This window comes from Mesorhizobium sp. B2-4-3 (assembly GCF_006442815.1).
Classification (GTDB): Bacteria; Pseudomonadota; Alphaproteobacteria; order Rhizobiales; family Rhizobiaceae; genus Mesorhizobium.
In genome coordinates this window covers 47,386-60,524 of sequence record NZ_VFVL01000014.1, presented here as the reverse complement: position 1 = coordinate 60,524, position 13,139 = coordinate 47,386, and the positions used below count along the sequence as shown (strand labels likewise).

The window sequence follows — 13,139 nt, the reverse complement described above, 5'->3', positions numbered from 1 at the left end:
ACATGCAATCGGCTTTGAAGGCGACTTCGAGACCAGACCCCGCCATCGACCGCGACTGGTGGCGGGGCGCGGTGATCTACCAGATCTATCCGCGTTCCTACCAGGACTCCAACGACGACGGCATCGGCGACCTGAAGGGCATCGTGCGGCGCCTGCCCTACATCGCTTCGCTCGGCGTCGACGCCATCTGGATCTCGCCCTTCTTCAAATCGCCAATGAAGGATTTCGGCTACGACGTGTCGGATTATTGCGACGTCGACCCGATGTTCGGCACGCTCGCCGATTTCGACGCGCTGGTGACGGAAGCCCATCGGCTGGGCCTCAAGGTGATGATCGACGAGGTGTTGTCGCACACCGCCGACATCCACCCCTGGTTCAAGGAAAGCCGCTCCGGCCGTAACAATCCGAAAGCCGACTGGTATGTGTGGGCGGACGCAAAACCCGACGGCACGCCGCCCAACAACTGGCTGTCGATCTTCGGCGGCTCTGCCTGGCAGTGGGACACCAGCCGCCAGCAATATTACATGCACAATTTCCTGGCCGAGCAGCCGGACCTCAACTTCCACAACCGGCAAGTCCAGGACGCGCTGCTCGATATCACCCGCTTCTGGCTGGAGCGCGGCGTCGACGGCTTTCGCCTCGACACGATCAATTTCTATTTCCACAGCCAGGGGCTGGAGGACAATCCGCCGCTGCCGCCGGAACAGCGCAACGACCAGACGGCGCCGGCGGTCAACCCCTACAACTACCAGGACCATCTCTACGACAAGAGCCGACCGGAGAACCTCGGCTTCCTGGAGCGCTTCCGCGCGCTTCTCGACGAATATCCGGCGCAGGCCGCCGTCGGCGAGGTGGGCGATTCCCAGCGCGGCCTGGAAGTGGTCGCCGCCTACACCGCCGACGGCAAGCGCGTGCATATGTGCTATTCCTTCGACTTCCTGGCGCCGGAGAAGATCAGCGCGGCGAAAGCGCGCGCGGTGCTGGAGGCGTTCGGCACGGTCGCCAGCGACGGCTGGTCGTGCTGGGCCTTCTCCAACCATGACGTGATGCGGGTCGCCTCGCGCTGGGCCGCCAACGAGGCAGACCCGACCGCCTATCTGAAGGTGATCTCGGCGCTTTTGATGTCGCTGCGCGGCTCGGTGTGCATCTATCAAGGCGAAGAGCTCGGCCTTGGCGAGGCGGAGCTGAAGTTCGAGGACCTGCAGGATCCCTATGGGATAAGGTTCTGGCCGGAGTTCAAGGGCCGCGACGGCTGCCGCACGCCGATGGTGTGGGACGCGGCCACCCCGAATGGCGGTTTCTCGACCGCCAAGCCGTGGCTGCCGGTGCCGGGCAAGCACCTATCGCAGGCCGTCAACGTGCAACAGGGCGACGCAAGCTCGCTGCTCGAACATTACCGCCGCTTCCTCGCGTTCCGGCGCCAGCATCCGGCGCTGGCCAAGGGCGACATCGACTTCATCGAAAGCGACGGCGACACCGTCGCGTTCACGCGCCGCGAAGGTAACGAGCGGATCGTCTGCGCCTTCAACCTCGGCGGCAAGCCGGCCGAGGTCGATCTCGGGAAAGGCGCGCTGCAACCCTTGCCCGGGCATGGCTTTTCGGGACAGACTGGCACCGGGCCGGTCCGCCTCGGCGGCTACGGCGCCTGGTTCGGGCGCATCGACTGAACTTCTAAAACAGAGATCAACGGAGAGGAAAACATGGCCGATGTCACGCTGAACCAAGTGAAGAAATCATACGGCAACCTCAACATTCTCCACGGCATCGACCTCGACATCAAATCGGGTGAGTTCATCGTCTTCGTCGGGCCGTCGGGTTGCGGCAAATCCACCTTGCTGCGGTCGATCGCCGGCCTCGAGGAGATCACCTCGGGCGAGCTGAAGATCGACGGCGAGGTGGTGAACGACGTGCCGCCGTCGAAGCGGGGCATCGCCATGGTGTTCCAGTCCTATGCGCTCTATCCGCATATGACGGTCTACGACAACATGGCCTTCTCGATGAAGATCGGCAAGGAAAGCAAGGCCGAGATCGACAAGCGCGTGCGCCAGGCGGCGGAGATCCTGCAGCTGACCAAATATCTCGACCGCCTGCCCAAGGCGATGTCGGGCGGCCAGCGCCAGCGCGTCGCCATCGGCCGCGCCATCGTGCGCAACCCGAAGGTGTTCCTGTTCGACGAACCGCTGTCGAACCTCGACGCCGCGCTTCGCGTCGCCACCCGCATCGAGATCGCCAAGCTCAAGGAATCGATGCCGAACACCACCATGATCTACGTCACGCACGACCAGGTCGAGGCGATGACGCTGGCGGACCGCATCGTGGTGCTGAAGGAAGGTTATATCGAACAGGTCGGCACGCCGATGGAGCTCTACAAGCGTCCGGGCAATTTGTTCGTCGCCCAGTTCATCGGCTCGCCGGCAATGAACATATTGCCGGCAAAGATCGAGAAGGCCGGAAATCCGACCGTGGTCAGCCATGTCGGGGGCCGCAAGGCGACGGTACCGATCGCGACGCCGGCCTCGGCGAATGGCGCCGCGGTCAGCTTCGGCGTGCGGCCGGAGGATCTCGCGATCGCCACAGGCGCGGACTATCTGTTCGAAGGCAAGGTCGACTATATCGAGCAGCTCGGCGAGGTTCAGCTCGTCTATGTCGATATCGGCCGCACCGACCTGCCGCTGGTGGCCAAGCTACCGGGCAATGTCGAGGTCAAGCGCGGCGAGACGCTGCGGCTCAACGCCGGCGGCGGCGATCTGCACATCTTCGACGCCGACGGCCATTCCTTCACGCTGCATCGCGAGGAAGCGAAGGCTGCCTGACGCTCAACCACTCCGGCTGACGCATAAAGCGCGTCGCGCTGAAACGGATTCAGGCGACGCGCTTTAAGTTTTTGTTTTGATGCATGTCGTTGTCCCAGAACCGCTGCGCACTTCCGGGCGACATGCATTAGCCGTTGCGGAAAAGAAAAACGGCGGGCCTTGGCCCGCCGTTCTTTGTTCGTATATCGTCTAAAGTTGTTAGCGGCCGTAGAGGTTACGGTCGCTGCCCTGAGGGGCGGACTTGTGAACGTCGTTCGACGAGTTCAACAGCTTGTAGACGGTCGAGTCGGCATTGACCGACGACGTGCGCGTGGTGTCGACGGCGGGAGCCGGCTGGCTGGCGCCTACGTCACCGGTATGGCCACTCTCCGCGGCAAAAGCAGCGCCGGAAACGGCCAACAGAGCGGCCGTGGCAAGAACGATCTTCTTCATTTCAGTGCTCCTGAATCTTGTGATCCGACCGATGCGGCGGGCGAGTCCGCCGCCGGTTCAAGGTCGGTTGTTAGTTGTTGCCGAACAGGTTGCGGTCGGCGCCCGACGTGGCAGGCTGCTGAGTGGCCGGCGCAGACTGGTGGACCGAAGCCGTGTAGGACGAGTCGACCTTGGCGGCCGCCTGATTGGCTTCGTTCGGGTTGTAATGGTCGCTACCAGCGAAGGCGCTGCCAGAAATTGCCAGAAGGGCTGCGGCAGTGAGAACAATCTTTTTCATTTTTGCTACTCCAGTATCTTTATTCAGTCCGTCTAGCGGCGTGTCTTGGGAATGAAATCGCGTCGTTCGGACAACGCTGATTTGGGTGAGCCGACTGCCGGATTCCAATCACGAAGTTTTTCCGTCTGGACCATGAATCCACATCTTGAAGTTTTGATAAGCATGCCTATGACTTTATTTTTATTGAATTAAGTCAACATCTTATTCCAATTTGACGGTTGGCTCACCAAATGTATCGGAGCACCGGCGTTCACACCGTCCTGCACGCACCGTCAACAGAAACGAACCGTTCAGTTCGATTTTAGAATCTCCTAATAGTCACTTTTCGATACTATTAACCATTCTACCCCCGTTCCGAGGGCCGATTCGGCCAGCATGGGGACCGTGTTCCGACCGAAGGCCAAAAGCGGCGTTCGTGCCGAAAGCGCCGCGGCTGCCCCCTTGTCGGCGCTCGAGATCGAGACGCGAACCGCGAACTAAACCCCAAGATGGCGGAGATGGCGCCAGCACACCTTGCCTTGCCAAGCAGGGACCGAGTGTTTACAGGCGTTGTCCAGGGGTCAGGCAACGATACGACCGGCGCAGCCGCCGGCTGGAATCGCAGCGGGGTCAGCGACATGCCTCTTTCCGACGTCTATGCCGTTGCGAGCAAGGACATCGTCTTCGAATCCTTCGACGGCGAAGCTGTCGTGCTCGACCTCTCCAACGGCAAGTATTTCGGCTTCTCCGATTCCGGCAGCAAGGTGTGGCAGGCGCTGGTCTCGGGTGTCGGTACCGAGGCGCTGATCCGATCGGCGGCGGGCGCTGCCAGGATCGACGTCGCCGCGCTCGAGTGCTTCATTGGGCAGTTGGTCGAGTTTGCGCTGCTGGCGCCTTCCGGCGCAACGCCGCTGCCCTCTTCCGACGATTTGCCGGCGGCACTGGCGGCGGCGCGCGAGCCGCTCAATGTCAGCGTCCATGACGATCTTGCTGACCTCATCACCGTCGATCCGATCCACGAAGTCGAGGAGCCGCTCGGCTGGCCGGCCGTCAAGCAGGTTTCCTGAGCGACCGGCGAAGGGCGAGGCCAGGCCGGAATAGACCATGCCACGCGTGACACTCGAGACCCTGCCTGACTACGCCCGCTTCCTCCTCGCCGCCGCCGAGAGCGCGGCCACGCAGTTCCCGGTCCAGCGGACTGTCCGCCTGCCAGGGCTGGAATTGATCGCGCATCTCGATCCCGGCGCGCTCGCGGATGCCCTTGGCCAGGCTTTCATCGAAGCCGGCGGCGATCCGCGGGACTCCCGCCAATGCCATGTCTTCATCGGCCATCCAGGCGTCGGCGACATGCCGGTGCCGGCAAGCTGGGGCGATGCGCATTTCACCGAACACGGCTTTGCCCAGAAACTCGCCGAGGCGGGGTTGCGCGGCCATCATTACCACGATCTGGATTTCTGGCAGGTCTACGACCCCGACCGACGGATCGGCGTCCAGCTGATGCGGTCCCCCGACGCGTTTCCGCCCTGGGAGCAAGGGACGCCGCTGCGCGCCTTCCTGCACTGGGAATACGCGGCGCGCGGCATGCGCCTTGCCCATGCCGGCACGCTGGGCTTCGACGGCAAGGGCGTGCTGCTGGCAGGTGCCGGGGGCGCGGGAAAATCCGGAACCGTCGTTGCGGGACTGCTCAACGGGCTGGACAGCGTCGGCGACGACTATGTGCTGATCGACCTTTCCGGCGGCGTGACCGCGCGACCACTGTTTTCGATCCTGAAACAGGATCCGCAGGGTTTCGCCCGGCTCGGGCTGGGAAGGCGGCTGGGAACCGACGGACCGCTCAACTGGCAAGGCAAGCATGCCTTTCACATTAACGAGATCGCGTCTCGGCCAGTACGCTCGAGTCTGGACATTTCTGCGTTGATGGTGCCACATGTCAGTGGCGGAAAGACGAGTTCGATCGCACCGATTTCGCGCAAGGATGCCCTCATCGCGCTGGCGCCCTCCGGCATTGCCCAGATGCCTGGCGAGCGGGAAAGCGGTTTTCGCTTCTTCAGCGATCTCACACGCTTGCTGCCATGCTACCGGCTTTACCTCGGGACGCAACCGGAGGAGATCGCCGGCACGATTGCGGATTTCCTTGCGCGGGCGCCCCGATGAAGCTGAGCGTGATCATGCCGGTCTATAACCGCGAGCGCTTCGTCGTCCCGGCCCTGCGCTCGCTGCTCAGGCAACGCGACGCCGCCGACCTCGACATCATCGTCATCGACGACGGCTCGACAGACGGGTCGGCCGAAGCGGTTCGCGCGATGATGGACGAGAGCACCTGCATACGCCTGTTCCAACACGTTCATATGGGTGTTGCCGGAGCCCGCAATGCCGGGCTGCGGCAATTGCCGGCGGACGCCGGCTTCGTGTCCTTCCTCGATTCCGACGACATTTCCCTTCCCGGCCGGTTCAAGGCCGACCTCGCTCATTTCGAAACGCATCCCGGCCTCGATCTGACCTACTCGCTGATGACGCTGGTCGACCGGATCGACAACGAGACGTTGGAGCCGGCCGCGAACAGCCGTATCATGACGCTTCGCGGGCTTTCGCTGTGCGCCGCCCTGTTCGGCCGGGCGCTTGTCGATCGCATCGGCTGGTTCGACGAGGAGTTCGAGTTGTCAGAGGACACAGACTATCTGCTGCGCGTCTTCGAAACGGGTCCCCGTTACGAGCTGCTGGACAAAGTTGCGATCTACTACCGGCGTCATGCAGGGAACGCGACACGGCGGCATGATGGCAGGCTCCGCGACCATCTGCGGGCGATCCACAAAGCGATGCGGCGGCGCAGGGCGGATCCGTCGCTGCTCGAGGCTCCGGGCATTTTCGAGTATAAGAGCCCACCCGGCTGGCAAGGTATGTGATGGACGCCGGGGGGCAGGACCACACAACACAGTTCGGGGATCACGGATGAAGCTCTCCGTGATCATGCCGGTTCACAACCGCGAGACTTACGTCGGCGCGGCGCTCCGCTCGCTGCTCAGGCAGCGCGACGCCGCCGATCTCGATATCGTCGTGATCGACGATGGCTCGACCGACGGTTCGGCTCAAGCCGTGCGCGCGATGATGGACGAAGCATCCTGCATCCGGCTGTTTCAGCAGGAGAACATGGGCGTGACCCGGGCGCGCAACAGCGGACTGAGACAGCTCGAGCCGGAGGCGGAGCTGGTGTCCTTTCTGGATTCCGACGACATCTCGCCAGCCGGGCGCTTCGCCGCCGACATAGAGCTTTTCCGGAAGGATCCCGCTCTCGATCTTACCTATTCCAGGATGATGCTGGTCGACAGGATCGATGACCAGACGCTGGAGCCGGCACCAGACTGCAACAGCATCACCGTTCGCGGCATTCATCTGTCGGCTGCGATCTTCTCGCGCCGTTTGGTCGACCGGATCGGCGGTTTCGACGAGGACTTCGTCCAGGCCGAAGATACGGACTTTCTGCTGCGCAGCTTCGAGGTCGGCCCCCGATACCTGCTCCCGGACACGCTGGCGCTTTATTACCGGCGGCACGCCGGCAACATGACGAGGCAGGAAGACGTCCAGTCGCGCGAGTTCATGCGCGCGATCTACAAGTCGATGAAGCGCCGCAGGGCCAACCCGTCGCTCAAGCCGATCGAAGGCATTTTCGAACTGAAGAAACTCGCGGACTGGCGGTTCATGTGATGAGCGGATACGGCGTCGTCATTCCGGCCTACAACGCCAGCGCCACGATCGCCGAGACGCTGCGATCGGTGGCGGCGCAGACGACGCGGCCCGAGCTGGTCGTGGTGGTCGATGACGGCTCGACCGACGATCTCGCCGCCGCGGTTCGCGGCATCGACCTGCCGCTCGAACTTTTGCGCCAGGGCAATGCCGGGCCGGGCAGCGCGACTACCCGCGGCATCGCCGCGCTGTCGACGCCCTTCATCGCCACGCTCGACGCCGACGACCTTTGGCTGCCCGGAAAGATAGCGGCGCAGCTTGCCCATCTCGAACGGCTTCCCGGGACATCGGGGGTCTTCACCCATATACGCAGTTTTCGCGACGGAGAGCCCGATGCGATGGCCCCGACCGCAACGCCCGGCTGGTCGCGCTCGACGATGCTGATGCGCCGAGCGGCCGTGGAGAGCGTCGGACCGATGATCGATCCGCCGGGCGGCCGTGGCGAGATGATCGACTGGATCGCCCGGGCGCGGGAAAGCGGTTTTGTCCTCGACATGATGCCTGACATGCTGGCGCTGCGACGCATCAGGCCGGGAAGCCTATCCTACGGGCGCGATGCGGCACGCGACCGCGGCTACCTGGAAGTGGCGCGGCTCGCCATGCTGCGACGGGCGCAAAGCAAGGCCAGCTCCAGCTGATGGCGAAGATCCGTCGCATCGGCAAGCGTTTTCCAGACTATGGCTGGTCCTGGCCGACCGGCTCGCTCGACCAATTGCTCAAGGCAGCGCTTCTGCCCGACGAAGAGGCGGCGCGCTTTTGCGCCGAAAGGTGGCTGGACGAGAACGACATCGACCGTGTCTCCTTCCGGGAGCACCGCCTGCTTGCCGCGATTTCCGACAGGTTCGGACGCAAGCTTGCCGGCCACGCCGTCTATCCGCGCCTGGTCGGCCTGCAGAAGATGCTGTGGACCAAGTCGCGCATGGCCATGCGCGAGGCTGAGCCGGCGTTGAAGGCGATGGCCGATGCCGGCTGCGCGGTCATGCTGATCAAGGGCGCCAGCCGCATCGCGCTCGACGCCGCCGCGCAGCGCGGGCGCGTGGCGCATGACATCGACATACTGGTGCGACCCGACGATATGCAGCCGGCTTTCGATGTGCTGCGCGACCGCGGCTGGCAGATCGCCACCGGCGTTTCTCCGCAATATCTGCGCACAAGGCTGGCATCGCTGCGCTCGATGAATTTCTTCAAGGGCAATTACGGCGACATCGACCTGCATCAACTCGCCTATGACGGCTCGCAGCAGAACGCCGAGGACGACCTGGCGATCTGGCGCCGCGCGATCGCTGCCAGGTTCAGCGACGTCAGCGTGGTCGTCCCCTCGCCCGCCGACCGCATCGCGCTCGCCATCGCGCATGGCGGCCTCGACGCGCATACGCATAGCGACTGGCTGGTCGACTGCACCGTGGCCATCGAAGGCGGCGATGTCGACTGGGCGCTATTGCTCGATGTCATCGCCAGGCGCGGCCTCGCCGTCGCCGCGGCGGTGGCGCTTTCCTACCTCGCGCTGGAGATCGGCATCGCGGTGCCGGAAACCGTCCTGGCGCAGGTGGTGGACATGGCCGACCGGCGCGGCGCGGCGCGCCTGTCATCCGTCCTGCAGGCCAAGCCGCGCACCGATTTCGGGGCGCTGACCTGGCTGTCGCGGGGATTTGCGAAGCAGCTGCGCCTGCGGCGCAAGAAAGGCCGACTGAAGCAGACCGAGCCGAACATCGTGTGGCGCGGCAAGTCGATGACGGCAAAGGCAGCCGGCGGGCCGGCGCCGTTCGTGCTTTCGCAGGCGTTGGACGAGCCGCAGGGCGAAGCCGGCGAGATGATGCTCGATCTCGTCGTGCGCATCGTCGTTCCGCCGGTGAGGCGACGCATCGAAATGGAGATCAATGCGGGCGACCGGCATGTGGCCCGGCTGCGCTCGATGGCGATCAGCCGTTCCGGTGGCGAGCGGATGCTGCACTTTCGCGGCAAGGTGAAGCTTGAGCGGACGGGACGGTCCCTGGTGCTGGAGGCGCGGCCGTCACGGCAGTTTCGCGTCTGGGACAACGAGCAGGCCGTCGCCACCTATGGCGCGCTGCCTTTCCAGCTCGTTTCGGCAAGATTTTCTCCGACCGGCTGACAATGGCACTCGATCAAATTCGTCAGCGGGACGGTTCAAGAGCCTGGGGTGATCAGCTTCAAGGAGGGGAAATAGGTTCGGTATCGGCCGACATCGCGGGTCAGAAGTGGAAGACGGCCGACTGCAGCGTGGGCACCAATGAAGAAGTCCGGCAAAACGCCAGTCTTTTGTCCTCCCGACCGGCGGTACTGTGTAAATACCTTTCCGGCAAGGAAAAGAGCTGCCCTCGGCATGGGAGCCATTTCAAGACCGGCAGCATCGAGGAACGCGTCAATATCCTCGATGCGGGCGTAGCGTACGGCGAGCTCGGCATAGACCGCATCGTTGATCAACAATGGTCCATTGAGGCTCGCCGCCTCAAGCTGGGCAACCGACCAATCTGCCCAGTTTGGATCGTCCGTAACAAGGTCAAGCAGGACGTTGGTGTCGATGAGCGTCACGCTTCACCACGTGTCAGCGCCATGATTGCGTCGGTCGTAAGCCCATCGCCGGCATGACCGCGCAACTTGGCGAAGCGGCTCACCGTCTGCTTTCTGTCAACACGAGCCAGCACTACGCTCCCATCGGCGGCGCGCCGGAAATCGACTTTGCTTCCCGGGACGATCCCCAGCAGATCGCGGACCGGTTTGGGAATGGTCACTTGCCCTTTTGCTGTAACGGTGGTGGCCATCTTCGCCTCTCGGTAATACCAATTGTAAGAAAGGTATTACCTCTTGGGTCAAATTTCAACGGAGCTTCAATCAAACGCCGTAGCGCTCGGTGCGGATCAATCCCGCCGGAACGCCGGCACCGATCAGCGCGTCGGCGGCGGCCGACACGAATGCGTTCGAGCCGCAGACATAGGCGAGCCTCGGCGTCTTCGGCAGGCGCTCGATGGCCTGCGCCATCATGCGGGCGTCGACGCGCCGGGAATAGTCGGACGGTCGCCTGGCCGGCTCGCGGGTCAGCGTCAGCACCAGATCGAATCCGTCGCGACGATCGTCGAGGCCGATCAGCTCGTCGCGGAAAATCACCTCTTCCCAGACCCGCGCCGAGAACACCAGCGCGACGGGCACCGCATTGTTGCGCAGCGTGCGATGGCGCAGCATCGCCATCAGCGGCACGACGCCCGAGCCGCCGCCGACCAGAAGGATCGGCCCGCCGTCGCTCTCCTCCCAGATGAAATGGCCGCCCAGCGGCCCGCGCAGCTCGATCTCGTCGCCGACGGCAGCCACGTCGTGGAAGAAGGGCGAGACCTCGCCGTCGTCGAGCCGTTCGATCGCGAGCTCGATGCCGCCACCTGCTTCCGGCGCCGAAGCGATGGAATAGGAGCGGCGCGCCTGATAGCCGTCCGGCGCCGTCAGCCTGATGTCGACATGCTGCCCCGCAAGATGGGCTAGGGGCCGCGACGGCTGGAACCAGAAGCTGGTGACGCGCGGCGTGCGCTTTACGATGCGGGTGATCGTGGCTGCCTGCCAGGGCGATTGCGGCGACGGCTCGGCTGTCATCGATTGCTGCTCACAGATCGCCCCTCACGGGTCACTGGAATAGCGCTGCTCGCGCCAGGGATCGCCATATATGTGGTAGCCGCGCAGCTCCCAGAAGCCCGGCTCGTCGCGCTCGGTGAACTGCAGGCCGTTCACCCATTTGGCCGATTTCCAGAAATAGAGATGCGGCACCAACAGCCGCGCCGGCCCGCCATGATCGGGCGTGATCGGCTTGCCTTCGTAGAGCAGCGCCACCATCGCCTTGCCGGTGACGAGGTCCTTGGTCGGCACATTGGTGGAATAGCCGTCAAAGGACAGCGCCAGCGTATAGGCGGTCGGCGGCTCGATGCCGGCATCGGCGAGGATGTCGTCGATCATCACGCCCTGCCAGGGCGTGTTGAACTTGGTCCAGGCCGTGACGCAATGGATGTCGCGCGTCATCTTGCTTTGCGGCAGGGCGTTGAATTCGGCCCAGTTCCATGTCTTGAGCGGCCGCGGCCCCTGCTTGAGGGTGAAGGACCAGTCCTCGACGCGCACCCGCGGCGTCGGCCCAGCCGACAGAACCGGGAAACCCTGCTCCAGATACTGGCCGGGCGGAATGCGCGCGTCGGTGTCGGAAGGAGGACGCCGTCCGGAAAAGAAACCACGGGTCACCATCGAGACGCCTCCTGCGCCGGCAGAAACGATCGACGCAGTGTTCTCGAAGATATCGCCACGGGCAACAGGAATCTCGGCGACCCGCCGGATAGCGGCGGGTCGCCACGCGTTGTCAGCCGGCGGCGAAGGGCACGGCGACGAATATCTGCGCGTCGCCGCGATCGATCAGTAAAAGCACCGACTTCTTGCCGGACTTGCCAGCCTCGGCGATCGCCTGGTTGGCCTGCCGGGCCGTCTTCACCGGCATCTGGTCAACGCCGACGATGACATCGCCGGGCTGGATGCCGGCCACCGACGCCGCCTTGTCCGGATTGACCCGCTCGACCACCGCGCCGCGCTGGTTGCCGGCAAGGTTGAGCTGGTCGCGGATGTCGGGCGTAAGGTCGGTCAGGCCGAGGCCGAGAGACGGCACGCGCAGGCCCTGCCCGGCCGAAGGGTTGGCGCCTTCATTGCCGTTCGAGGCGGTCTTCTGATCCTCGGCGTTGCGGCCGACATCGGCTGAAATCTGCATCGCCTTGCCCTTGCGCCAGACATCGAGCGTTTCCTTGGCGCCCGGCGACACGTCGGCAACGGCCCGCGACAGATCCTTCGGGTCCTTGACCTCGTGGCCGGCGAAGCCGGTGATGACGTCGCCGGTCTCGATGCCCGCCTTGGCGGCGGGCGAGCCTTGCGTGACCGCCGAGACCAGCGCGCCACCCGGATGGTCGAGGCCGATGGCGCTGGCGACGTCCTGGGTGACCGGCTGGATCTGCACGCCGAGATAGCCGTATTCGATGTCGCCGCCCTTCATCAGCTTGGCGACGACCTTCTCAGCCTGGTCCGACGGGATGGCGAAGCCGACGCCGACGCTGCCGCCATTGGGCGAAAAAATGGCGGTGTTGATGCCGATGACATTGCCGTTGACGTCGACCAGCGGGCCGCCGGAATTGCCGTGGTTGATCGGCGCGTCGATCTGGATGAAGTCGTCGAACGGCCCGCTATGCAGGTCGCGGCCGCGCGCTGAAACGATGCCGGCGGTGACCGTGGTGCCGATGCCGAACGGATTGCCGATCGCCAGCACCTGGTCGCCGGTCATCAACTTGCTGGAATCGCCCCATTTGACAGTCGGCAATGCCTTGTCGGCCTTGATCTTGAGCACCGCAAGGTCGTTCTTGGCGTCGTGACCGACGAGCCTGGCGGGAAGCTCGGTACCGTCGTCGAGCGTCACCTTGATCGAGCTCGCGCCGTCGACGACATGGTTGTTGGTGACGATCGTGCCGTCCGCGCCGACGATGAAGCCGGAGCCGAGGGCCTCCTGCCGCTGCGACTGCTGCTGCGGTGGCGCTTTCGGCATAGGCATGCCCTGGTCGCCGAAGAACTGCTGGAAGAACTGGTCGAAAGGCACATTGCCGCCAAGCGGCGAGCCCTCGTCCTGGGCCTGTGCCTTCATGACCGAAGTGATGGTGACGACGGCCGGCTTGGTGACGGCGATGACCGGCGCGAAGGAGCCGTTCGGAGCGGTGATGCCGGCGACAGGCGTCTGGGTCGTCGCGGCCACGGTGCTCAGGCCGGCATTGTTCTGGGCGAAGGAAACGACGACGGGCGAAATGATCAGCGCGGCGCCCAGCAGGGCGGCGACGCGATGTCTGCGAAGAATGCTTGAGGGTGACATGGTCGTTCTGTCC

At 64.2% G+C, this 13,139-nt stretch carries 15 protein-coding genes; 8 read left to right on the top strand and 7 right to left on the bottom strand.

What is annotated here, in order from left to right; translation table 11 throughout:
- Window positions 1–2 precede the first annotated feature (2 nt).
- Window positions 3–1,667 carry an alpha-glucosidase gene (locus tag FJ956_RS15490; RefSeq protein WP_140679078.1) on the top strand — a complete coding sequence of 555 codons (1,665 nt, stop codon included), beginning with the start codon at window positions 3–5 and terminating at the stop codon, window positions 1,665–1,667.
- 33 nt (window positions 1,668–1,700) lie between these two features.
- Window positions 1,701–2,813: a sn-glycerol-3-phosphate ABC transporter ATP-binding protein UgpC gene (gene ugpC / locus FJ956_RS15485; protein ID WP_140679080.1), complete on the top strand. Its 1,113-nt coding sequence runs from the start codon at window positions 1,701–1,703 to the stop codon at window positions 2,811–2,813.
- Window positions 2,814–3,011: 198 nt separating this feature from the next.
- Here the strand turns inward: ugpC and FJ956_RS15480 are convergent, their stop codons facing one another.
- Both FJ956_RS15480 and FJ956_RS15475 read right to left on the bottom strand, forming a co-directional pair.
- Window positions 3,012–3,245 carry a DUF680 domain-containing protein gene (locus tag FJ956_RS15480; RefSeq protein WP_140679082.1) on the bottom strand — a complete coding sequence of 78 codons (234 nt, stop codon included), beginning with the start codon at window positions 3,243–3,245 and terminating at the stop codon, window positions 3,012–3,014.
- Window positions 3,246–3,315: 70 nt separating this feature from the next.
- The gene (locus tag FJ956_RS15475) at window positions 3,316–3,522 is read right to left on the bottom strand and encodes a DUF680 domain-containing protein (protein WP_140679084.1); all 207 of its coding nucleotides are present in this window, start codon (window positions 3,520–3,522) and stop codon (window positions 3,316–3,318) included.
- 617 nt (window positions 3,523–4,139) lie between these two features.
- On the opposite strand from FJ956_RS15475, the gene FJ956_RS15470 reads away from it, so the two are divergent.
- Genes FJ956_RS15470 through FJ956_RS15445 form a run of 6 tightly spaced genes read left to right on the top strand, consistent with a single transcriptional unit; the run spans window position 4,140 to window position 9,352 of the window.
- Window positions 4,140–4,568, top strand: a complete 429-nt coding sequence (locus FJ956_RS15470) for a PqqD family protein (protein WP_140679086.1) — start codon at window positions 4,140–4,142, stop codon at window positions 4,566–4,568.
- A 37-nt stretch (window positions 4,569–4,605) separates the two neighbouring features.
- A complete protein-coding gene (locus FJ956_RS15465; RefSeq protein WP_140679088.1) occupies window positions 4,606–5,655 on the top strand; it encodes a serine kinase in 1,050 nt (349 codons plus the stop codon).
- A complete protein-coding gene (locus tag FJ956_RS15460) occupies window positions 5,652–6,404 on the top strand; it encodes a glycosyltransferase (RefSeq protein ID WP_181170243.1) in 753 nt (250 codons plus the stop codon). Before FJ956_RS15465 ends, FJ956_RS15460 begins: the two co-directional genes overlap by 4 nt.
- Before the next feature lie 46 nt (window positions 6,405–6,450).
- Complete coding sequence (locus FJ956_RS15455; RefSeq protein WP_140679090.1) at window positions 6,451–7,203, top strand: glycosyltransferase family A protein; 753 nt, start codon at window positions 6,451–6,453, stop codon at window positions 7,201–7,203.
- Window positions 7,203–7,880 carry a glycosyltransferase family A protein gene (locus FJ956_RS15450; protein ID WP_140679092.1) on the top strand — a complete coding sequence of 226 codons (678 nt, stop codon included), beginning with the start codon at window positions 7,203–7,205 and terminating at the stop codon, window positions 7,878–7,880. The genes FJ956_RS15455 and FJ956_RS15450 overlap by 1 nt, the downstream gene beginning before the upstream one ends.
- Window positions 7,880–9,352: a nucleotidyltransferase family protein gene (locus FJ956_RS15445; RefSeq protein ID WP_140679094.1), complete on the top strand. Its 1,473-nt coding sequence runs from the start codon at window positions 7,880–7,882 to the stop codon at window positions 9,350–9,352. The genes FJ956_RS15450 and FJ956_RS15445 overlap by 1 nt, the downstream gene beginning before the upstream one ends.
- 35 nt (window positions 9,353–9,387) lie before the next feature.
- Here the strand turns inward: FJ956_RS15445 and FJ956_RS15440 are convergent, their stop codons facing one another.
- The 5 genes from FJ956_RS15440 to FJ956_RS15420 form a co-directional block, all read right to left on the bottom strand.
- Complete coding sequence (locus FJ956_RS15440) at window positions 9,388–9,792, bottom strand: type II toxin-antitoxin system VapC family toxin (protein ID WP_140679096.1); 405 nt, start codon at window positions 9,790–9,792, stop codon at window positions 9,388–9,390.
- On the bottom strand, window positions 9,789–10,022 hold the full coding sequence (locus FJ956_RS15435) for an AbrB/MazE/SpoVT family DNA-binding domain-containing protein (RefSeq protein WP_140679098.1): 234 nt from the start codon (window positions 10,020–10,022) through the stop codon (window positions 9,789–9,791). The genes FJ956_RS15440 and FJ956_RS15435 overlap by 4 nt, the downstream gene beginning before the upstream one ends.
- A 70-nt stretch (window positions 10,023–10,092) precedes the next feature.
- Window positions 10,093–10,839, bottom strand: a complete 747-nt coding sequence (locus tag FJ956_RS15430) for a ferredoxin reductase (RefSeq protein ID WP_140679100.1) — start codon at window positions 10,837–10,839, stop codon at window positions 10,093–10,095.
- 24 nt (window positions 10,840–10,863) lie between these two features.
- A complete protein-coding gene (locus FJ956_RS15425; RefSeq protein ID WP_140679102.1) occupies window positions 10,864–11,475 on the bottom strand; it encodes a molybdopterin-dependent oxidoreductase in 612 nt (203 codons plus the stop codon).
- Window positions 11,476–11,587: 112 nt separating this feature from the next.
- Window positions 11,588–13,126, bottom strand: a complete 1,539-nt coding sequence (locus FJ956_RS15420) for a DegQ family serine endoprotease (RefSeq protein WP_140679104.1) — start codon at window positions 13,124–13,126, stop codon at window positions 11,588–11,590.
- Between the last annotated feature and the right edge of the window lie 13 nt (window positions 13,127–13,139).